Origin of the sequence: Euzebya sp. (genome assembly GCF_964222135.1) — a bacterium.
Lineage (GTDB): Bacteria > Actinomycetota > Nitriliruptoria > Euzebyales > Euzebyaceae > Euzebya.
Genome location: NZ_CAXQBR010000086.1, coordinates 1 through 20,259 on the forward strand (window position 1 = coordinate 1; position 20,259 = coordinate 20,259).

24 protein-coding genes are annotated in these 20,259 nt (G+C 74.5%); 16 read left to right on the top strand and 8 right to left on the bottom strand.

The features are described from left to right. On the top strand, window positions 1–827 hold an 827-nt coding region (locus ACEQ2X_RS18760; RefSeq protein WP_370327384.1), incomplete at its 5' end, for a PQQ-binding-like beta-propeller repeat protein. A gap of 37 nt (window positions 828–864) precedes the next feature. Further along, window positions 865–1,527, top strand: coding sequence for an SDR family oxidoreductase (locus tag ACEQ2X_RS18765; RefSeq protein WP_370327385.1), 663 nt, complete (start codon window positions 865–867; stop codon window positions 1,525–1,527). Between the two features lie 109 nt (window positions 1,528–1,636). Here the strand turns inward: ACEQ2X_RS18765 and ACEQ2X_RS18770 are convergent, their stop codons facing one another. Continuing rightward, window positions 1,637–1,828, bottom strand: a complete 192-nt coding sequence (locus ACEQ2X_RS18770; protein WP_370327386.1) for a hypothetical protein — start codon at window positions 1,826–1,828, stop codon at window positions 1,637–1,639. Then, window positions 1,783–2,526, bottom strand: a complete 744-nt coding sequence (locus ACEQ2X_RS18775; RefSeq protein ID WP_370327387.1) for an aldo/keto reductase — start codon at window positions 2,524–2,526, stop codon at window positions 1,783–1,785. The genes ACEQ2X_RS18770 and ACEQ2X_RS18775 overlap by 46 nt, the downstream gene beginning before the upstream one ends. Between ACEQ2X_RS18775 and ACEQ2X_RS18780 the strand changes: the two genes are divergently transcribed. Further along, window positions 2,434–3,168, top strand: coding sequence for a DUF72 domain-containing protein (locus tag ACEQ2X_RS18780; protein ID WP_370327388.1), 735 nt, complete (start codon window positions 2,434–2,436; stop codon window positions 3,166–3,168). The two genes, ACEQ2X_RS18775 and ACEQ2X_RS18780, sit on opposite strands and share 93 nt — an antisense overlap. A 3-nt stretch (window positions 3,169–3,171) precedes the next feature. Here ACEQ2X_RS18780 and ACEQ2X_RS18785 read toward each other — a convergent pair whose 3' ends face one another. Beyond that, a complete protein-coding gene (locus ACEQ2X_RS18785) occupies window positions 3,172–4,620 on the bottom strand; it encodes a lipase maturation factor family protein (RefSeq protein ID WP_370327389.1) in 1,449 nt (482 codons plus the stop codon). Between the two features lie 125 nt (window positions 4,621–4,745). Here ACEQ2X_RS18785 and ACEQ2X_RS18790 point away from each other — a divergent pair, with 125 nt between their 5' ends. The 5 genes from ACEQ2X_RS18790 to ACEQ2X_RS18810 all read left to right on the top strand — a co-directional run bounded on the left by ACEQ2X_RS18790 (window position 4,746) and on the right by ACEQ2X_RS18810 (window position 8,326). Beyond that, a complete protein-coding gene (locus tag ACEQ2X_RS18790) occupies window positions 4,746–5,069 on the top strand; it encodes a rhodanese-like domain-containing protein (RefSeq protein WP_370327390.1) in 324 nt (107 codons plus the stop codon). A gap of 25 nt (window positions 5,070–5,094) precedes the next feature. After that, entirely contained in the window at window positions 5,095–5,910 is an 816-nt protein-coding gene (locus tag ACEQ2X_RS18795; protein ID WP_370327391.1) for a sulfite exporter TauE/SafE family protein, read from the top strand. Further along, window positions 5,910–6,218, top strand: a complete 309-nt coding sequence (locus ACEQ2X_RS18800; RefSeq protein ID WP_370327392.1) for a hypothetical protein — start codon at window positions 5,910–5,912, stop codon at window positions 6,216–6,218. Before ACEQ2X_RS18795 ends, ACEQ2X_RS18800 begins: the two co-directional genes overlap by 1 nt. Before the next feature lie 347 nt (window positions 6,219–6,565). Further along, a complete protein-coding gene (locus tag ACEQ2X_RS18805) occupies window positions 6,566–7,144 on the top strand; it encodes a DUF5698 domain-containing protein (RefSeq protein WP_370327393.1) in 579 nt (192 codons plus the stop codon). 123 nt (window positions 7,145–7,267) lie between these two features. Continuing rightward, a complete protein-coding gene (locus tag ACEQ2X_RS18810; protein WP_370327394.1) occupies window positions 7,268–8,326 on the top strand; it encodes an iron-siderophore ABC transporter substrate-binding protein in 1,059 nt (352 codons plus the stop codon). A 20-nt stretch (window positions 8,327–8,346) separates the two neighbouring features. Here ACEQ2X_RS18810 and ACEQ2X_RS18815 read toward each other — a convergent pair whose 3' ends face one another. After that, entirely contained in the window at window positions 8,347–8,982 is a 636-nt protein-coding gene (locus tag ACEQ2X_RS18815) for a DedA family protein (protein ID WP_370327395.1), read from the bottom strand. A gap of 85 nt (window positions 8,983–9,067) precedes the next feature. Then, window positions 9,068–9,616 (bottom strand): helix-turn-helix domain-containing protein, encoded by a 549-nt coding sequence (locus ACEQ2X_RS18820; RefSeq protein ID WP_370327396.1) that lies wholly within the window; start codon window positions 9,614–9,616, stop codon window positions 9,068–9,070. An 84-nt stretch (window positions 9,617–9,700) separates the two neighbouring features. Between ACEQ2X_RS18820 and ACEQ2X_RS18825 the strand changes: the two genes are divergently transcribed. After that, entirely contained in the window at window positions 9,701–10,672 is a 972-nt protein-coding gene (locus ACEQ2X_RS18825) for a hypothetical protein (RefSeq protein ID WP_370327397.1), read from the top strand. Here the strand turns inward: ACEQ2X_RS18825 and ACEQ2X_RS18830 are convergent. Beyond that, a complete protein-coding gene (locus tag ACEQ2X_RS18830) occupies window positions 10,629–11,498 on the bottom strand; it encodes a YhjD/YihY/BrkB family envelope integrity protein (protein WP_370327398.1) in 870 nt (289 codons plus the stop codon). The genes ACEQ2X_RS18825 and ACEQ2X_RS18830 overlap by 44 nt on opposite strands. Beyond that, a complete protein-coding gene (locus ACEQ2X_RS18835; protein WP_370327399.1) occupies window positions 11,495–12,415 on the bottom strand; it encodes an alpha/beta fold hydrolase in 921 nt (306 codons plus the stop codon). Before ACEQ2X_RS18835 ends, ACEQ2X_RS18830 begins: the two co-directional genes overlap by 4 nt. Window positions 12,416–12,535: 120 nt before the next feature. On the opposite strand from ACEQ2X_RS18835, the gene ACEQ2X_RS18840 reads away from it, so the two are divergent. The 7 genes from ACEQ2X_RS18840 to ACEQ2X_RS18870 all read left to right on the top strand — a co-directional run bounded on the left by ACEQ2X_RS18840 (window position 12,536) and on the right by ACEQ2X_RS18870 (window position 19,228). Beyond that, window positions 12,536–13,288 (top strand): GntR family transcriptional regulator, encoded by a 753-nt coding sequence (locus tag ACEQ2X_RS18840; protein WP_370327400.1) that lies wholly within the window; start codon window positions 12,536–12,538, stop codon window positions 13,286–13,288. Between the two features lie 69 nt (window positions 13,289–13,357). After that, window positions 13,358–14,716 carry a rhodanese-like domain-containing protein gene (locus ACEQ2X_RS18845; protein ID WP_370327401.1) on the top strand — a complete coding sequence of 453 codons (1,359 nt, stop codon included), beginning with the start codon at window positions 13,358–13,360 and terminating at the stop codon, window positions 14,714–14,716. Between the two features lie 9 nt (window positions 14,717–14,725). Then, window positions 14,726–15,115 carry a DUF302 domain-containing protein gene (locus ACEQ2X_RS18850; protein ID WP_370327402.1) on the top strand — a complete coding sequence of 130 codons (390 nt, stop codon included), beginning with the start codon at window positions 14,726–14,728 and terminating at the stop codon, window positions 15,113–15,115. 99 nt (window positions 15,116–15,214) lie between these two features. Then, window positions 15,215–16,189: an ATP-binding cassette domain-containing protein gene (locus ACEQ2X_RS18855; RefSeq protein ID WP_370327403.1), complete on the top strand. Its 975-nt coding sequence runs from the start codon at window positions 15,215–15,217 to the stop codon at window positions 16,187–16,189. 70 nt (window positions 16,190–16,259) lie between these two features. Continuing rightward, window positions 16,260–17,108 (top strand): ABC transporter permease, encoded by an 849-nt coding sequence (locus tag ACEQ2X_RS18860; protein WP_370327404.1) that lies wholly within the window; start codon window positions 16,260–16,262, stop codon window positions 17,106–17,108. 26 nt (window positions 17,109–17,134) lie between these two features. After that, window positions 17,135–18,019, top strand: a complete 885-nt coding sequence (locus tag ACEQ2X_RS18865) for a serine/threonine-protein kinase (RefSeq protein ID WP_370327405.1) — start codon at window positions 17,135–17,137, stop codon at window positions 18,017–18,019. Window positions 18,020–18,127: 108 nt separating this feature from the next. Beyond that, window positions 18,128–19,228 carry a hypothetical protein gene (locus ACEQ2X_RS18870; RefSeq protein WP_370327406.1) on the top strand — a complete coding sequence of 367 codons (1,101 nt, stop codon included), beginning with the start codon at window positions 18,128–18,130 and terminating at the stop codon, window positions 19,226–19,228. A 3-nt stretch (window positions 19,229–19,231) separates the two neighbouring features. Here the strand turns inward: ACEQ2X_RS18870 and ACEQ2X_RS18875 are convergent, their stop codons facing one another. Continuing rightward, window positions 19,232–20,257: a DNA glycosylase AlkZ-like family protein gene (locus tag ACEQ2X_RS18875; protein WP_370327407.1), complete on the bottom strand. Its 1,026-nt coding sequence runs from the start codon at window positions 20,255–20,257 to the stop codon at window positions 19,232–19,234. Window positions 20,258–20,259 lie beyond the last annotated feature (2 nt).

Consider the following 20,259-nt stretch of genomic DNA (forward strand, 5'->3'; position numbering starts at 1 on the left):
TGGTCGTCGACGACCACCTGGTCGTGGGCGGCGAGAACAGCCGCCTGTTCGTGGCCGCCCTCGACCGTCACACCGGCCCCGACGGCTTGGTCGCCCTCGACGCGAGGGTCGTGGCCGACGTCGCCTCGTGGGACGACGAGCTGATCGCCGACCTCGGCGACCGCAACACCTCCATCGAGTCCTCGGTCGCCGTCCACGACGGGGTGGTCTGGCTCGTGAACTCCGGCGGGCTCGTGCAGGGCTGGGACCTGTCGAGCCTGGTGGGGGAGGGGGAGCCCCGGCAGGTGTTCCGGTGGTGGGTGGGCGACGACGCCGACGCCACCGTCGTGGTCGACGAGGCCACCGGCGACCTGGTCGTGGCCGCGGAGTACGAGCGCCACACCGCCCGCAGCCGCAAGGTCGGCCAGGTGGTCCGCCTCGATCCGGACGCGGCCGACCCGCTCGTCTGGGGCGTCGCCGACCCGCGGGTCGCCGAGGGTGCGGACGTCGCCGGGGTCTGGGGCACCCCTGCTCTGTGGCGCGACGTCGTGATCGTCCCGACAACCGGCGGCAGCCTGCTCGGCCTGGACGCGGACACCGGGGCGGTGCGCTGGTCCGTCGAGCTCGGCGACCACCTCTGGTCCTCCCCCGTCGTCGTCGACGACGTCCTGATCCAGGGCGCCTGCGACGGTGTGCTCCACGCCTTCGACCTCACCGAGGACGGTCCGCCGGTCCCGCGGTGGGACCTCGCCCTCGACGGCTGCATCGAGTCGACGCCCGCGGTGTGGGACGGCCGGCTCTACGTCGGCACGCGCGCCGGCCAGGTGGCCGCGGTCGACCTCCGCTGACCGTTTGCCCCGTGACGGCCGCGGGCACGAGGGGGGCATGACTCGCATCGCCATCGCCGGAGGCCACGGCCAGATCGCCCTGCACCTGACGCGGCTGCTCGCCGCGGACGGCCACGAGGTCCGCGCGCTGATCCGCAACCCCGATCACCGCGCCGACGTGGAGGACGCTGGCGGGTCCCCGCACCTCATCGACCTCGAGGACGCTGGAGCCGACGAGCTCGCGTCCGCCCTCGAGGGCTGCGACGTCCTCGTCTTCGCCGCGGGGGCCGGCCCGGGCAGCGGCGCGGCCCGCAAGGAGACCGTCGACTACGGCGCCGCGGTGGCGCTGCGGGACGCCTGCTCAGCAGCCGGTGTCCGGCGCTACGTCATGGTCAGCGCCATGGGGACCGACGACCCGCCGGACGGCGACGACGTGTTCGACGTGTACCTGCGGGCGAAGAGCCGCGCCGACGCCGCCCTGGCGGACAGCGACCTCGACTGGACGATCATCCGCCCCGGTCGGTTGACCGACGAGCCGTCCACGGGCCGCGTGGCGCTGGCGCGGCACGTCGATGCGGGTGAGATCCCGCGAGCCGATGTCGCGGCCGTCCTGGCCGCCGTGATCGAGCGTCCCGCCTCGGCGGGGTTGACCCTCGAGGTGGTGTCAGGCGACGAGGACGTGGCCGACGCCGTCGACCGGGTCGCCCGCCCGTCGAGCTGAGACGTCGGGCCGGCGCAAGCGGCCTGACCACACGCGAGCACGACAGCGGCCCCGGCGGCGGCGCGTCCGGGGCCGGCTGGTTCGTCGTCGGTCAGTAGAGGCCGGTCGGTCAGTAGAAGCGACGCCCGCTGAACGCGCGGCCCGTCGAGGAGAGGACCCACAGCACGAGGCCGATGACGGCCAAGATCGCGCCGATGGTGTAGAGGATGCCGATGTCCAGGAGGGCACCGGCGATGATCAGGATGATCCCAAGTATCAACATGACGAGGTCATAGCCCTGGTCGGCACGGGTGAAACCCATGCGCCTTCACACTCCGTGATCGGACGGCGTCCAACGGTCATCGCGTGTTCTGAGCTATGGCGGCCGGAGGTGTCGTTCTCGATCCGGCCGCCGGCGAGGGGGACGTAGGGGAGGAAGGCGAGCCCGGCATCTGCGCAGGCGTCCAGCACCGGGTCGGACGACCGGTCGGTGAGGTTGTAGCGGTTCTGCACGCTCGCGATCGGGACGATGTCCCGCGCCTCGGCGAGCTGGTCCGCCGAGACGTTGGACAAGCCGACGTGGCGGACCTTCCCGGCGTCCCGCAGCTCGGCGAGGGCGCCGACGGTCTCGGCGAACGGCACGTCCGGATCGGGGCCGTGCAGCTGGTACAGGTCGATCACGTCCAGGCGGAGCCGGCGGAGGCTCGCCTCGCACGCCTCCCGGAGGTGGGCTGGGGACCCGTCGCGTCCCCACGCCTGCGGCGACGGGCGGGTCGACCCGCCCTTGGTCGCGATGACGAGCTCCTCTGGGCCCCGAAGCCCATGCGTCGGACGGTCATGTCGCCGCCGATGTCGAACGTGCCGTGCTCGTCGGTGATGATGCTGCCGCTGCTCATGGGCTCCACCTTCCCCGGGTAGGGGGAGCCCATGCTCCGGATCGGGACCAGCGGCTGGCACTACGACGACTGGCGAGGGGTGGTGTACCCCGACGATCTGGCGAAGAGCCGGTGGTTCGGCCACTACGCCACCCTCTTCGACACCGTCGAGATCAACGCGTCGTTCTACCGGTTGCCGACCGAGCGGATGGTCGACGGGTGGCGGGAGCAGGCCCCCGAGGGGTTCTGCTACGCGGCCAAGGGCAGCCGGTTCACCACCCACAACCTCAAGATCGGCGGGGACCGGCTCGAGGGGTCGGTCGAGCTCGTCACGGGGCGGCTGCGCGGGCTGGGTGCCACCCTCGGGGTGATCCTGTGGCAGCTCCCCCCGAACCTCCACCACGATCCGGCCCGGCTGGCGCGCTTCGCCGGCACCCTGCCGGGGTGGACCCGGCACGCGGTGGAGTTCCGCCATCCGTCCTGGACCGCCGACGACGTCGACGAGGTCCTCGCCGCCCACGGCATCGCGCGCGTGTGGACGTCGGCAGCCGACGTGCCGCAGCCCGCGCGGGCCACCACCGCCTGGGGGTACCTGCGGTTCCACGGCCTGGGCGAGGACCCCTACCGGTGGGACTACGCCGACGACGAGCTGCGCCCGTGGGCGGAGCGGGTCGCCGCGATCGTGGCGGGAGGTGAGGACGCGTTCGTGTACTTCAACAACGACTACGACGGCCACGCGGTCCGCAACGCCCAGCGCTTCGCCGAGCTCGTCGACGCCTGCCGGTGACGCTCAGGCGGTGTGCCGGCGGGTGGGCGGTCGACGGATCGGCGGCAGGAACTCCCCGACCGGCTCGACCACCCAGAAGTCACCGGTCGCACGCCGCTCGTCGGGGGTGGTGAAGCGGTAGCGGCAGCGGCGCGCGCGGATCCACCGCGGCTGGCTCGGGCTGAAGGGATCCAGGGCGAGGAGACGGCGGATGGCCGGCCGCCCCTCGAGGAGCCCCTCCACCAGGCGGCGGAACCAGACGTCGTGACGTCCGGCGTGCGGCGTCATCGCGGCGAACCACATCAGCCAGTCGAGGCGCAGGTGCCAGGGCGCGACCTGCGGTGGGCGGCGTGCCGGGTCGCCGGGCTTGCCCTTGAACGCATACGTCCGCCACTCGGTGTCCGGTGCGTCGGGATCCTCGGCGTCGGTGCCCTCCAGCACGATCTCGTAGCGGGTCCGGGTGACGGACCCGAAGGCTCCGTAGGTGCCGACGAGCCTGAACCGGTTGAACGCCGCGTTCATCAGCTGGTCGGGACTCATCATGTTCCGCACCGGGCGCCACGACATCACCAGCACCATCGCGGCGACCGCCAGGGTGACGGCCCCGAGCCAGGCGGGCAGCCCGCCGTCGCCCGCGGTGTCGACGGGCAGCCAGCCGAGCCACGCATCCGGCACCGCGCTGAGGGCGAGGACGACGGTCACCGCGTTCAGCCACGCGAAGTTCCCGGTCAGGATCAGCCAGCCCTGCGTCGCGATCACCGACACCGCGGCGATCCCGGCGACCGGTTGGGGCAGAAACAGCCCGACGGGCATGACGAGCTGGGTCACGTGGTTGCCGGCGACCTCCACGCGGTGCCACCAGCCCGGCCGGGTGTGCGCCCACCACGACAGCGGGCCGGGGATCGGTTGGGTCTCGTGGTGGAAGTCGAGGCAGGTGAGATCACGCCAGCAGGCGTCGCCGCGCAGCTTGATCAGCCCGGCCCCGAACTCGATGCGGAAGAGGAGCCACCGCACCGCGAGGATCGCCGCCCAGGAGGGGACGTCGGCATCGCTGCCGAGGAAGGCGGCGACGAACCCCGCCTCGAGGAGGATGGTCTCCCACCCGAACGCGTACCAGATCTGGCCGATCGTCACGATCGAGAGGTACAGCGCCCACAGGACCAGCCAGAGGGCCAGCGGCACCCAGGACGGTCCTCGCTGGGGGAGCCCGAGCGCCATGGCCAGGGACACCGCGGCCGCAGCCCAGCAGGTGCGGACCACGAGGTCGTCGGAGTACCGCCACGCGAAGACCGTGAGCTGGTGCCGGGGGTCGAGCCGCTCCACGACCCGACGCGCGGGCAGGAGGCCGTCGTCGCCGAGGAGGCCACGCCACCCCAGGGCCGCGTTCGCGAAGGCGAGCGCGTAGAGGGCCCCGACCAGCCGTGTGAGCAGCCAGCGGGCTCCCTCGTACCCCTCGGCGGCGAGCCAGTCCACGTCCCGCTCCTTCCCCCATGTGGGGGTGTGGTCACGCCATCCGACCCGGCGCTCGGAGCATCCGGCGCACGTGGTCCGTACGATCCGAGGTGCCGCACCCCGCGGTCCAGACGAAGGGAGCCACCATGGAGCACGTCGACGTCCACACCGCGCACGCCGCCGGGGAGGACGCCGTCCTGGTCGACGTGCGCGAGCAGGACGAGTGGGCCGCGGGACGCGCGCCCGGCGCGACGCACGTGCCCCTGTCGGCCTTCGGCGCGGCCACGTGGGACCCCGAGGTCCGGTACCTGTTCGTCTGCCGCAGCGGCGCGCGGTCCGGACAGGCGGCGATGGCCCTCTCCCGGGCGGGTTACCGGGCGGCGAACGTCGAGGGCGGCATGCTCGCCTGGGCCGCCGCGGACCTGCCGATGGAGGCTGATGACGGCGAGCCGCACGTCCTGAGCCACTGAGCCCCGCGCCACTGACGGGGACGGCGTGCTCTCCCTCGTGCTCGTCGCGGCGGCGTTCGCCACCGCTGGCATCGGCGCGCTCGGCGGCCTCGGCGGCGCGGTCCTCCTGGTCCCGGCGCTGGCGGTCGCCGGGATGCCCGCGGCGGAGGCTGCGCCGCTCGGGCTCGTGTCGGTGGCGGCCGGGTCGATCGCGGCGGGCGGGCTGCAGCTCCGCGAGCGGACGGTCAACCACCGCCTCGGCGTGACGACCGAGGCCGCCGCGACGCTCGGCGCCACCACGGGGGCGCTCGGCTCGGGGATCGTGTCGGAGCGCGTGCTCACCTGGGGTCTCGCCACCGTCGCCGTCCTCGCCGCCGCGGCGATGCTGCGGACGCGCGGGCGCCGGGGGCCGGGCGCGACGGTGCAGGACCAGACGGTGGGGGAGTGGCCGGGGCAGATCGCCGGGGTCGCGCCACCGGAGGACGAGCCCGTCCCGTACCGCGCCGCGCGCCTGCCGGTCGCCCTCGCGCTCATGTGGGTCTCCGGCGTCATCGCCGGTGTGGCCGGGGCCAGCGGCGGGTTCCTGAAGACCCCGGTGACCACCGACGTCATGCGCATCCCGCTCAAGGTCGCCGCGTCGACGACCACGTTCACGATCGGGGTCACCGCCGCGGCGGGGCTCGTCGTCTTCGTCCTCCAGGGGCGCGTCGACCCCCAGGCCGCGGCCGCGGTGATCGCGGGCAGCCTCCTCGGCGGGCAGGTCGGCGCGGCCCTGCAGTCCCGCGCGCCGGTGGCGGTGATCCGGACGGGCCTCGGGGTCCTGCTCGTCGGCGTCGCCGTCGTCCTGGTGGTGACGGGCTGATGGTCCGCCAGGACCGGCCCTTCGACGTCCAGCCCCGGGCCAACGGGGTGATGGCCGCGGTGCTGCAGCGCGCGGCGCTGGTCGCGCTCGTGCTCGGCGTCGCGGGCGCGGTGGTGCCGGGGCTCCCGGGCGAGGTCCTGGCCTGGGCCGCCGTCGCGGTCGTGGTCGTCGTGCCGCTCCTCAGGGTCCTGTGGCTCGGGATCCGCTGGGTCGACCGCCGCGACTACCGCTTCGCGGCGCTGGCCTTCGGGCTGCTGGCGATCGTCGTCGTCGGGGGCGCCCTCGCGGTGCTCGGGGCGTCGGGCTGACGCGCCTCGTCGAGGGCGCGGTCATGGTCGCTCGCGCGACCCCGGTCGTGGCCCCGGGAAGGCGCGGCGATGGCCACCGGCTCGGCGCGGTCTGTCGTCTTCGTTCCGATCTGCGCAACGAAGACGACAGGGCTCCATGCCACCCGGGACCGCACGGCCGAGGTCTGTCGGGAATGTCTCGAAGGGCGCAACGAAGTCGACAGACCCGTCCTGGCTCAGACCCCGTCCTGGCTCGACCCCCGTCCTGGCTCGCCGGCGTGCCGCGAGCCCGTCGCGGGCGGGGTGTCCCACCGGACGATGGCGCACCACTTCAGCAGACCCCGCCAGGTGACGACCAGTTCGGCGCCATGACCAGCGCACCGCTCTTCCCCACCCTCCCCCCCGACCTCGTCGCCCTGATGGCGGACGTCCTCGTCCCGATGCTGGTGGTCGTCGTCCTCAAGACCTCCGAGGTCCTCCTCCAGACCTTCCGCACGGTGTTCGTCGTGTCGGGCCGTCGGTTGCCGGCGGGCATGATCGCCCTGGTCGAGGCCTCGGTGATCATCACCGCCCTCAGCCTGGTGCTGACCGACCTGTCCCCGCCGCGCATCGCCGGCTTCATCCTCGGCATGGGCCTCGGCACGGTGGTCGGCATGGAGGCGGTCTACCGCCTGCGGCTCGGCATGGTGACCGTCCGGGCCTTCGTCCCGCCGGCCCACGCCGCCCGGTCCGCAGACGCGATCCGCGCGCTCGGCCACGGCGCGACGGTGTTCCTCGGTGAGGGGCGGGACGGTGAGGTCGCGATGGTGCTCTCCTCGGTCCGGCGCCGCGACGCCCGCCGCGTCGTCACGGCCATCGAGGCCGTCCACCGCCCGGCCTTCACCACCGTCGACAACCTCCCCGCGCCCGGTTCGGCCATCGGCGGCATCCTCGGGGCGCGGGTCTGATCCACGGCGGGACGGGCCGACTTGCTCGGCGGTAGGCAGGTTAGGTATACCTAAGATTGCCTGCCAGCCCCTCCCCGGAGACACCGTCCAATGCCACGCCCGTTCACGGGGGCACGCCGTCGCGTGCGCCCCGTCACCGCCCTCGCCCTGCTGTTGGCCCTCACCCTCCTCGCCTCGGCCTGCGGTGGCGACGACCCTGCCGGCGAAGCCGAGCCGGGCACCGACCCCGCACCCACCACAGGCGCGACGGAGGATGCCGGCCCGACGGAGTCCGCCGCCGGCGACTTCCCCGTCACGATCGAGCACGCCTTCGGCGAGACGACGATCGAGGCCGCGCCGGAGCGCGTGGTGACCTGGGGCTGGGGGACCGCCGATGCCGCGGTCGCGCTGGGCGTCGTCCCCGTCGCGATCCCCCACCAGGCCTACGGCGGCGACGAGCAGGGCCGCCTGCCCTGGGTCGTGGAGGCGGTGGAGGCCGCGGGCGCGGAGTTCCCCGAGGTCCTCCCCAACTCCGAGGAGGTCCCCTTCGAGGCGATCGCCGCGGCCGACCCCGACGTGATCCTCGCCCAGTACTCCGGCATCACCGCCGAGGACCACGAGCTGCTCTCGGCCATCGCGCCGACCGTCGCCTACCCCGGCGAGGCGTGGTCCACCCCGTGGCGGGACGTGGTCGCGAGCACCGGCCAGGCCCTGGGTCTCGACGCCGAGGCGGAGGTCCTCCTCGCCGACATCGAGGCCACGATCGCGGACGCCGCGGAGTCGCACCCGGAGCTCGCGGGGCTCACCGTCGCCAACGTCGTCGACGCCGACGGGACGTTCTACGTCTACCGGTCCGCCGACCCCCGGGTGGAGTTCCTGACCGACCTCGGCATGGAGGTCGCACCGAGCGTGGACGAGCTCGACACCGAGGAGTCGACGTTCTTCTACACGCTCAGCTACGAGCAGATCGGCGAGATCGAGAGCGACGTCCTGGTCGTGTACGCCGAGACGCCGGAGGACACGACGGCCTTCCTCACCGACGGGCCGACGGCTCAGATGGCGCAGGTCCAGGACGGCCGCGTCGCGGTGATCGAGGGGGCCCCGCTGGTCGCGGCCGTCTCCCCGCCGACCGCGCTGTCGCTCACCTGGGGCCTGGACGACTACCTCGCCGCGCTGGGCGAGGCGGCGGCGGCCGTCGGGTAGGCGCGGGCCGCAGGCGGTGCTCAGCTGCCGATGCGGTCCCGCCGTCGCCAGACGAAGCGGGCCACCAGGGCGACGAGCGCCGCCCACATCGCGTAGCTGATCCAGTCGGAGTACCGCGCCGCCTGCTGCCAGCGGCTGCCGAGCAGGTAGCCCGCCCACACCCAGATGGTGTTCCACACCGCCGACCCGACGGTCGTGAGCGCCAGGAACTGCCCGCGGTGCATGCCGGCGGCGCCGGCGGGCAGGGACACCAGGCTCCGCACCACGGGGACGCAGCGACCGACCAGGACCGACCCCGTCCCGTGGCGTCGGAACCAGTCGATGGAGCCGTCCACCTCGTTGGCTTCCACCAGCGGCAGGCGGACGAGCCAGTGCCGGGTGCGCTCCAGCCCCGCCCAGCGACCCAGCTCGTACAGCACGACCGCCCCGGCGACCGCCCCGAGGGTGGAGGCGAGCACCATCGTCCACGGGGTCGACCCCTCCTGGCCGATCACGAAGCCCGCGAAGGGCAGCACCAGCTCGCTCGGGATCGGTGGGAACACGTTCTCGAGCGCCACCATCGCGGCGACGCCGATGGGTCCCAGCGCCTCGATGACGTCGAGGATCCACCCGAACAGCCCGCTCGCCTGGGTCTCGGCTTGCGCGGCCAGCAGCATTCGGTCTCCTCGTGACGGGGTCCGTGGACGGGTCCACGGACGTCATGCCCGTCCCGGGACGCCGCGCACCGCGGCGCCGACCGCGTCAGGTCCGCGCGAGGCGGTCGAGCGCCAGGTCCTCGAGCCGGGCGACCCGGCGCCGCAGGTCGTCCAGGTCCCCTCCGGGGTCCCCGGGCCGCTCGTCCCCGACGAGCCGCTCCAGGCGGGCGATGCGGCGCACCAGGTCGTCGTCCACGACCTGGTCGCGGTCGTCGGCGTGGTCCGCTCCCGTCGCCGGCTGCGCCTCGGCGTCGACGTCGTGAGCGTCGGCCGGGTCGGGGTGGGCGTCGACGGTGCCGGGGTCGGCAGGGTCGGCGTCGCGGGTGGTCGCCGCGGCCCACGGACGCCGCGGGCGGTCGGCCCAGGGGTTGTCGTGCCCGTCGAAGAGCCGCTCGAGGGCGTCGGGCGGCCAGCCGAGGGCCTGGGACAGCGACGAGAGCGTCAGCCGGCGGAAGGACTGGCCCTCACCCCGCAGGACCTTCCGGACGGTGTCGGCGCTGATGCCCGCCTCCCGCGCCAGGGCGCTCTGGCTGAGGCCGAGCTCGTGCAGGCGTCGCATGATCAGGTCGGCCAGGTCGTCCTCACGGTCGTGCATGCCGACGACAGTACACGACTTCGGCCGAAATCGGGTGAGTTCGTGTGATGGCGCGACCGCTCGCGAGCGGTCATCCTCGGGCAGGTGACGACCCCGACGAGCGACGTGCCGCGCCTGGACGACCTCCCCCGCGAGCGGGTCGCCGAGGCCGCGGCCCTCCTGGACCTGCACGCCGTGGCCGGCCGTGCAGGGGATCGCAGCGACCCCGCGACCGTGGCTGCGGTCGTCGGGGCCGAGCAGCTGCGGCTCCTCGTCGACGCGCGACCCGACCAGGCCGGTCCGGTCGCGGCGTGGCTGCGGGCGCTCGGGGCCGATGGGCCGGTCGAGCCGCCCCCCGCGCTGGCCGGCGACCTGGCTGGATGGGTCGCGGAGGCGGTCGCCCACGTCGTGGTCGGACTCGGACGGCGTGACGACGAGCGGCGCGCCGACGCCCGGGTGGTCAACGTCGAGGCGGGCCGGCACGTCATCGCCACCGACGAGCCCCTCCTGCGCGCGGCCATCCGCGCCGGCCACCGGTCCCTGGCGGCGATGCCGTACTACGAGATGCGCTACGGCTCCCGCGGCCGGCGCTTCACCGGCAGCGACAGCGCCTGGCTGGCCGGGCTCGTCACCCGCCCGGCCGGCGTGGTCCGCGAGCAGGTCGAGTGGCTGGCGGTGGTCCTCGCCGTCCGCGGGATGCCCTCGTGGCTGCTCGAGCGCCACCTGGTCGAGCTCGGTGGGGAGATCGCCGCCACCGTGCCCGCGGCGGACGCCGGGGTCCTCCTGGCGGCCGCCGACCACCTGGCGGCACGGCGGCGGACCGCCGTCGACGACGCCGCCCTCGACGACGCGGACCGGGTCCTGGTCGGCCACCTCGACGGCGCCCCGGTCGCGGTCCCGCGCGCCGGCGCGCTGCTGGCCGCCGCGGCAGCCGACGTGGCGACCGGCGTGACCGAGGACGACACCGCCTGCGCGGACTGGCTCGCCGACCCGCACCGCGGAGGCGGCACCTGGTCGCGTGCGGTCGCGCAGGTCAGGGCCCAGCTGTCCGCGACCGTCGGGCGTCGAGCGCGCTGACGAGGTGGTGGCCGGTCAGCAGGACGACCTGGAACGCGAGGAGGTAGATCCCGATCAGGACCAGGCGCCCCACCGCCTCGGATCCCCCGAACGCCCGGCCCACCCCGACCCCGAGCCGCAGCACCGGGACCCAGCCGAGCGACATGCCGGCGAGGAAGGACGCGGTCGCCCCCGCCCCCCACGCGAGGGCCCGGGAGGACGGCGACCCCGGGGCGAACACCCGGTAGAGGAAGGCCAGCTGCAGCGTGAGGAGGGCCCAGCCGACCAGGAAGGTGAGGTAGGTGCCGAGCACCCAGGCCCCCGCCCCCTCGCCCACCAGCCGGTCGACGCCGTCGACGGCCAGCAGCGCCACGGCGGCCAGCCCCGGGTAGACGAGCACGTAGGGGACGACCATCGCGCGCCCGCGCCAGGCCGAGCCCGAGCGCGGCGCCGCGTCGTGGTAGGTCGAGATCGCTCGGAGCAGTCCCTCGCCGTACGTGAGGGCGGCCAGCAGCGACGCGGCGAGGGAGCTGAGGCCGAGGCCCGGGCCCATCCGCGCGAGCTCCTCCACGAGCTCGTCGATGCCGAGGGGCCCCTCGAGGAAGCGGGACAGGTCGTCGGCGATCGCGATCACCCGGTCGGGTCCGAGGAGGACGCCGGCGCCGTAGAAGGCCCACAGCGCCAGGGGCACGAGGGTGAGGGCGGCGTAGAAGGTGAGGCCGGCGCTGATCAGGGCGAGGTCCGCGCGGCGGGAGCGGTGCAGGGCCTCGAGTCCCGCGGCGCGCGCGACCTGCAGTGCCCGCCGCCAGCCGCTGCCCCCGTGCGCGAGCGGTGGCTCCTCGCTCACCCGCGTGTCGCGCCGGCCTGGACGTCGGCCCCGGCCGTCGCCTCGGCCTCGGCGCGGAGCACAGCCGCCCACTCGGCGGACGTGATGTCCGACGGGTCGGTGGCGTCGACGAACGTGAGGATGCGCGCGGCCACGCGGTCCGGCTCGTCGAGGTGGGGGAAGTGGCCCGCCCCCTCGATGACCTCGATCTCGCTGCCGGCGATCCGCTCGTGGGCGGCGCGCCCGTGCGCCAGGGGGATGACCGGGTCGTCCGCGCCCCACAGGAGCAGGGTGGGCACCTCCCGGGCCAGGTAGAGCTTGTCGGTGGCGGAGACGCGCTGGCCGCGCGGACCGATCGTGGCGCGGACGGTGCCCACGAACGCGCGTCGCGCGTCGGGGTCGACGAGGCCCGCCAGGCCCTGGCGGATGCCGTCCAGATCGGTTCCACGACCCCCGGGCAGGCGGCCGGCGGCACGGGCGACCCGCGCGAGCCCGGCGATCACCGGGCTGGCCAGGGGCAGGGACGCCGCCCGCAGCAGCGGGCTGACCTCAGGACCCAGCCCGCCCGCGTCCACCAGCACCAGGCGGTCCACCATCTCGGGGAACTGGTAGGCGAACTGCAGGGCGACACCGCCGCCGAGGGAGTGCCCGACCACGGTCGCCGACGGCCGCCCGAGCAGGTGCATCAGGTCCCGCAGCGTCGAGGCGTACGCCCCCATCGAGTGGTCGCCCGCGGGGTTGTCCGAGCCGCCGTGGCCGGGGAGGTCGACGGCGACGACCCGGGTCCGGGAGGCCAGGCGGTCGATGATCGGGGTCCACGTGCCCGAGTCCTGGGTGATGCCGTGCACGAGGAGCGCCGTCGGCGTCCCGGGGTCGTCGTCGCCGGCGACGCGGAACGCCACCTGCCTGCCGTGGATCACCACCGAACCGCTCTGCACCGCTGCGCTCCTCTCCGCTCGTCCGTCTGGCGGGGACCTACCCGTCAGCCGGGGGCGCGATGCCCCCGCGCCGACCGCGCGGGCCGACGGCTAGCCTGGCACGCCGACGAGGAGGTGCTGGTGCCATCCGCTGCTGAGAAGGTGCCGCTGTGGCGACAGGTGCTCGACGACCTCGAGCGCCGTCTGACGGCCGGGGAGTTCGAGCAGCGGTTCCCGACCGACCGGGAGCTCGTCGACCACTACGGCACCAGCCGGCACACCGTCCGCGAGGCGGTCCGGCACCTGAAGGCCCGCGGGGTGGTCGAGCGCGAGCGGGGGAGGGGCAGCACCGTGACGCGCAGCAGCGTCACCCAGCCCCTCGGCGCCCTCTACAACCTGTTCGCCGCGGTCGAGGACGCCGGGCACACCCAGCACAGCCAGGTGCTCGCGCTCGACCTCCGGCCGGACCCGCACGCAGCCGGCCGGTTCGGCTTCGACCCGGCCACGCCGCTGGTGCACCTGGAGCGGCTCAGGTTCATGGACGACATCCCGCTCGCCCTCGACACCGCGTGGCTGGCCCCCGACATCGGACGGCCGCTGCTCGACGCGTCGTTCGAGCACACCTCCCTCTACGACGAGCTCGCAGCTCGGACCGGCATCCGACCCGCCGCCGGGCGTGAGCACATCCAGGCGGTCACGCCGGACGCGTCGATGCGCGACGTGCTCGAGCTCGATGACGACGAGGCCCTGCTCCGCATCGAGCGGGTCACGAGCCACGCCGACCGGGTCATCGAGTGCCGGCTGACGCTGCTGCGCAGCAGCCGGATCGCGGTGACCACCACGTGGCCGGCCGCCAGCCCGATCGGCGCGGAGGTCCTCGACCCCAGCAGCTGATTGCCCGGACCAAATGTCCGGATATATTTGCACACACCGCGGATCGTCGACAGGGGAGCGGAGCGCACGTTGCGGATCACCACCATCTCGACCGAGGGGCTGGGTGACCGGTCCTACGTCGTGGACGACGGCCAGGTCGCGGTGGTCGTCGACCCCCAGCGCGACGTCGACCGCGTCCTGGCCACCCTCGCGGACCTGGACGTGCGCTTGGTGGCGGTGCTCGAGACCCACATCCACAACGACTACGTCAGCGGCGGGTTGGCGCTGGCGCGGATGACCGGCGCCCGGTACCTGGTGAACGGCGACGACCCGGTCACCTTCGACCGCGAGCCGATCGCCGACGGCGGGGTGGTCGCAGTGGGGGATCTCGCGGTCCGCGCCGTCAGCTCGCCGGGCCACACCCACACCCACCTGTCCTACGTCGTGGCCCACGACGGCGACGAGGCGGTGTTCACCGGCGGGTCGATGCTGTACGGCACGGTCGGTCGCACCGACCTCCTCGGACCCGCGCACACCGATGCCCTGAGCCGGGCTCAGCACAGCTCGGTGCGGGGCCTCGCCGGCTCGCTCGACGGCACCACCGCGGTGTACCCGACGCACGGGTTCGGGTCGTTCTGCGCCTCCGCCGGCGGCGGTGACCGCGACGCGGGGACCATCGCGGACGAGCGGCGCGAGAACATCGCCTGCACCACCGACGACGAGGACGCCTTCGTCGAGACCCTCCTCGCCGGGCTGACCGCCCACCCGCCGTACTACGCCCACATGGGACCGCTGAACCTCGCCGGCCCGCAGGCCCCTGACCTGTCGCCTCCGCAGACCTGCGACCTGGCCGAGGTCCTGGCTCGCATCGACCGCGGCGACTGGGTCCTCGACGTCCGCGACCGCCGGGCGTTCGCCGCAGCGCACGTCGCCGGATCGATCAGCGCCGAGGCGTCCGGGAGCATGGCGACCTACGTCGGCTGGGCGATCCCCTGGGGCACCCCGATCACGCTCCTGGCCGACACCGCCGAGCAGATCGCCACCGCCCAGCGCGAGCTGGTCCGCATCGGGCTCGACCGGCCGCTCGGGATGGCGGTCGGCGTGCCGGACGCCCTCGGCCCCGAGGCCCCCGTCACCACCTACCGGGTCGCGTCGTTCAGCGACGTGCCCGCCGCGGACGACGTCCTGGTGGTCGACGTCCGCCGTCCCGACGAGTGGGCGCAGGGGCACCTCGAGGGTGCGGTCCACCTGCCGCTCGAGCGGATCGCCGCCGAGGCGCACCACCTGCCGGACGACCGGGAGCTGTGGGTCCACTGCCAGTCCGGCTACCGGTCCTCGATCGGTGCGTCCCTGATGGCCCGGGCGGGCAAGGACGTGGTCCTGATCGACGACGACTGGGACAGCGGCGCGCCCCGTGCGCCACGTCCCGTCGTCACCCCCGACAGCTAGGAGCGACGCATGTCCACCTACGCCATGACCGTGTCCCTCACCGACGACCCCGCGACCGCCGAGTCCCGCGTCCGCGACGCGCTCGCCGCCGAGGGCTTCGGCATCCTCAGCACCATCGACGTGCGCGCCGCCCTGCTCGAGAAGCTCGGCGAGGACGTCGGCCACTACACCATCCTCGGTGCGTGCAACCCGCCGCTCGCGCACCAGGCGCTCGCCGCGGACCGCGACATCGGGGCGCTGCTGCCCTGCAACGTGGTCGTCCGGGCAGCCGAGGGCGGCGGCAGCGAGGTCGCGGCCGCCGATCCGCGGGCGATGGTCGAGCTCGCGGGCGACGCCCTCGCGCCTGTGGCCGCAGACGCCCGGGACCGGCTGGAGCGGGCACTGGCCGCGCTCGGCTGATCACCGACCACCGCACCCAGCCCCCCGACCACCGCTGCGAGCAACAACCGTATGGTGTACGGTTCCCTGCCGTGTCGGCAGGGGGTGGAGGAGGTGGTGATGGCAGGAACGGCGATCGAGGCGTCGGGGCTGGTCAAGACCTACGGCGAGACCGAGGCGCTGTGCGGCCTGGACCTGTCGGTCCCCCGGGGGAGCGTCCTCGGGCTGCTGGGACCGAACGGGGCCGGCAAGACGACGGCGGTGCGGATCCTGGCCACGCTGCAGCCCGCCACAGCGGGCACGGCCCGCGTGGCCGGCTTCGACGTCGCCGCGCAGCCGGCAGAGGTCCGCAAGCGGATCGGCCTCACCGGGCAGTACGCCGCGGTGGACGAGCACCTCACCGGGGCGGAGAACCTCACGATGATCGGGCGGCTCAACGGCCTGGCGAAGGCCGATGCCCGCACCCGTGCCCGGCAGCTGCTGGCCCGGTTCGGGCTGACGGAGGCCGGCGGCCGCCCGTCCCGGACCTACTCGGGTGGCATGCGCCGTCGCCTGGACCTGGCAGCGTCCCTGGTCGCCCGGCCGGACGTGCTGTTCCTCGACGAGCCGACGACCGGCCTGGACCCCGCCAGCCGCCGGTCGTTGTGGTCGGTGATCGGTGAGATCGTCGCGGACGGGACCACCCTCCTCCTCACCACGCAGTACCTGGAGGAGGCCGACGCCCTGGCCGACGAGATCCTCGTGATCGACCGCGGTCGGGCGATCGCGCAGGGCACCGCGCGCCAGCTGAAGGACCAGGTCGGCGGTGAGCGGATCGAGTTCACCGTGCTCGACCCCGCCCGCACCGAGGAGGCGCACCGCCTGGTGGCACCGTTCGCCGCAGGCGAGGTCAGCGCAGACGCCGACCGGGGGACGATCAGCTTCCCGGTGGACGCCGACGACGACCACCTGGTCGACACCGTCCGGGTGCTCGACGACGCGGGGATCCGCCTGGACGAGCTCTCCCTCCGCCGGGCCAGCCTGGACGACGTGTTCCTCAGCCTGACCGGCCGGACCGCCGAGGGCTCGGCTGCGGAGATGGAGGCGGCCCGGTGAGCGCGAGCCTGCGAGCGGTCGGCGGACCGGCCGGGGGGCGACCTCGGCGCGTCAGCGCGGAGGTCGGGCGGTGAGCGTCCCCACCGCCATCCCCGCCCCGACGATCCCGCGGGAGGGTCTCCGCGCCGCGCTCCACGACTCGGTCGTGCTGATGGGGCGCAACCTGCGGCGCTACCAGCGCCAGCCGCAGATCGCGGTGTTCATCTTCATCCAGCCAGTCATGTTTGTCCTGCTGTTCCGCTACGTGTTCGGCGGGTCCATCCCCACCCCTGGCGTCGACTACGTCCAGTACCTGATGCCCGGCATCATCGTGCAGTCGGTGACCTTCGCGACGGTCGGCACGGCCATCGGCATCGCCGAGGACCTGAAGGCCGGCATCATCGACCGCTTCCGGTCCCTCCCGATGGCGCGGGCGGCCGTGCTGGCCGGCCGGGTCCTGTCCGACGCGTTCGTGAACCTGCTGTCGTTGCTGGTGATGCTCGCCGTCGCCTACGTGGTCGGCTTCCGGATCACCACGTCGGTCGTCCAGGCAGTCGCCGCCCTGGGGCTGATCGCCGCGTTCAGCTTCGCGTTCGCGTGGATCGCCGCCTTCATCGGGTTGGCGCTGAAGGAGCCCGAGGCGGTGCAGGGGGCGGGCTTCGTCTGGCTGTTCCCGCTCGCGTTCGCGTCCAGCGTGTTCGTCGTCCCCGCGACGATGCCCGGCTGGCTCACCGCGTTCGCGACGCAGAACCCCCTCTCGCGCGTGGCCGACGCCGTCCGGTCCCTGACCGTCGGCGGCCACCCCTGCGGCACCTCGGCCGACGCGATCGACTTCTGCACCGGCGTGCAGACGAACCTCCTGTGGGGGCTCGGGTGGGCGGTCGTCATCGTGGTCGTGTTCCTGCCCCTCGCGGCGCGCATGTGGCAGCGGCTCGAGTGACCTGCCCGCGGCGCTAGTCTGACCGCGTGCTGGGACCGGTCGGGGACGTGGACGAGGGCGTGCCGGTGCTCGAGGAGTTCACCGACCTCGTCGAGCTCGGCTCCGGCGGCTTCGGCACCGTCTACCGGGCCTGGCACGACGAGCTGCAGCGCGCCGTCGCCATCAAGGTGCTCAGCCGCGCCTGGGACCCCGCGGGGGCAGCCGCTCGGTTCGCCCGGGAGGCCGCGGCGATGGGCCGGTTGTCCGGGCACCCGAACGTGGTGGTCGTCCACGACATGGTCTCCGCCGCGGACGGTCGCACCTGCCTGGTGATGCCGTTGCTCGAGGGCGGCTCCCTCGGGGATCGGATCGCGGCGACCGGGGCCCAGCCCTGGCCGAACGCGATCGAGGTCGGGGTGGAGATCGCCGGGGCCCTGCAGACCGCCCACGACGAGGGGATCCTCCACCGCGACCTCAAGCCGGACAACGTCATCTTCGACCGCTACGGGCGGCCGATGCCCGCCGACTTCGGCATCGCACACCTGGTGGACGGCGTCGACCAGACGAGCCCGGGGATGGTGATGGCGACGGTGGCCTACGCGCCGCCGGAGGCGTTCGACGGCGCTGAGCCGGCCCCGACCGCCGACGTCTACGGCCTCGCGGCCACGCTCGTCGCGGCGATCCGTGGGTGCGCGGCCTTCTGCGACGACGACCCAGGGTTCAGCACCCTCATGCGCCGTCTGGCGGAGGAGCCGCCGCCGGACCTGGTCGGGACCGGAGTGCCCCGGGCGATCGCCGACGTCCTGCACGCCGCGATGGCCAAGGACCCCACTGAACGGCCGCCGACGCCGCAGGCCCTCGCGCGCCTGCTGCAGGCAGGCCAGCACGCGGCGGGGCTGGCGGTCACGCACCTGCCGTACGCGCCGCGCTGAGCGGCCCGCAGACAGGCCCGGCTGACCGGCCTGGCCGACCGGCCTGGCCGACCGGCCGTGCGGCGTTCGCCGCCCCACGCGACGAACGGCTAGCGTCTCGGCGTGCACGTGCCCTCACCCGCAGTCACCCTCGTCGCGCTCACGCTGGCCGTCGTCCTCGCCGCCTGCGGGGGCGGGTCCGACGACATCGCCGACGAGGGGTCCCCGTCCGCGCCGCCGCCCGCCACGTCAGCGGCACCCACCGCGGCAGCGCCGTCCGAGACGGTCACCGCTGACGGCACGCCCAGCGCCGGGGGAGGGGAGCTGCGGCCCGCCTCGCCGTCGACATCCGGGCCCTCGACATCCGGGCCCTCGACACCCGCGCCCTCGACACCCGCGCCCTCGACCGAGGCCGCCGGCGGGCAGGGGGAGGCGGGGATCCTGCTGCCGGCCGAGGAGTCGCAGTCGACGGAGGAGAAGGATCCCACCACCGGCCTGACGCTCACCTTCGCCCTCGACTTCGTGGACCTCACCGGATCGCAGCAGCGCATCCCGCCCCAGGAGCTGCCCGCTGACTCGATCGTGCTCGAGGAGCACTTCGAGGACCGCGACGCCGCCGTGCTGCGGCCGTTCTCGGACCCGCCGGCGGAAGGCCTCTTCGGGAACTTCGACGACGTCTTCTTCTACGACATGGTCGTCGGGCAGCCGGACTCCATCGTCACCAGCCCGATCACCGGGGTCCCGGCCAGCGACCTGGTCGACGTCGGCCTCATCACGGCCAGCTTCTCGACGAACTTCCAGGGCGCGGAGGACGTCAGCAGCGGGCTCTTCTGCTGGGGCGGCGCCGGCAAGGGCCTCAGCGCCGCCGACCAGAGCCGCTACGAGCTGCGCGTGCAACCCGACCGGCGCCTGGTCGTCGACCGGATCAACGCCGGCGGCCAGATCAGCGCCCGGTTGCTGGAGCTCGAGCTCGCCCGCCCGCCGGACACCGCCACGTTCGCCCGTCTGCTGTGCCGCCGCGGCGACGGCGGCGAGGTGCAGATCGGCGCCGGCTGGACCCAGGGGGACGAGGGTGAGTCCGCGTGGGTCGCCGACCCCGACCCGCTGCCGGCGGGCGGCTCGGCCGGCATCCTCATGCGCTCCGGGGAGAACCCCACGTCGGCGGACACGTTCATCAGCTTCGTCCAGCTGCTGATCTTCGACGCGACCGCGATCGACTTCGGCGCCTGACGCTCAGGCGGACCACCGGACGGAGATCGCGCCGGCGTCCGGGAGCGGCAGCGCGGCCGCAGCCGCACCGGTCGCCTCGCGCTCGGCGTCGGTGAGCGGCCGCCACGGCTCCACGTCCAAGGTGGTCCGCGCCCGCCGCCAGGTCCCGGCCACCCGTCCGTCCACCAGGAGCGCCCCCGGCCACACCCGCGGCGTCCACAGCCGGTCCCTGAGCGCGGGGTCGTCGACCAGCAGCTCGCGGTCGGCGCCGTGCAGCAGCCAGTGGGCGTCGCCGCTCGGCAGGAGCCGGACGCCGTCGACCTCCCCGTCAGCCGGAGCCCGCAGCGACGCCTCGTCCGCGGCGAGGGCCCACCCCTCCCCGATGGGGGTGGTGACGCGCACGAGGTCGGGCGACAGCTCGCCGAACGTGGTGCGGGCCTGGCGGACGCCGACGGCGGCCCACCGCCCGAACCGCTCGGGCGGGGTGGGGCCGTAGACGTGCAGGTACCGACGGACGAGCTCGTGGCGGGCCTCCCGCTCGTCACCCTCCGGCGGTGGCGCGAGCCGCACCGTCGGTTGGCGCGCCCCGTCCCAGCGGACCAGCAGCGTCCCGGTCGGCGCGGCGTACCGCAGGGCGTTCGGGTCGATGCCGAGAGCCCGGCCGATCGTGGCGAAGGGCACCTCCCCGAGGTCCTCGAGGACCGACCGGGCCCGCCGCGCGGTGTCCTCGGCGCGGCGGCGGCCCCGGCTGTCGGTCGGCAGCCGGCCGAGGGTGAACACCCAGAGGTCGGCGGCCGCCACGACGTAGAGGTTGTGGCGCGGACCCCAGATCTGGACGAGGGCGGGATCGTCGAGGACGTCGGCGTCGACATCGGCCAGCCGGGCGTGGAGGGACAGCAGGGCGGCGCGCGGCATGCTGTCCTGCGCGCCGGCCCAGGCCGCCCGGCGCAGCCCGTCGGCGGTGCGCGGCAGCCGCCGATCGAGGTGGCCGGCCCGCAGCCGGTGGCGGCGCACCGCGTCGGCGTCGACCACGAGCGGCGTCCCGTCCACGG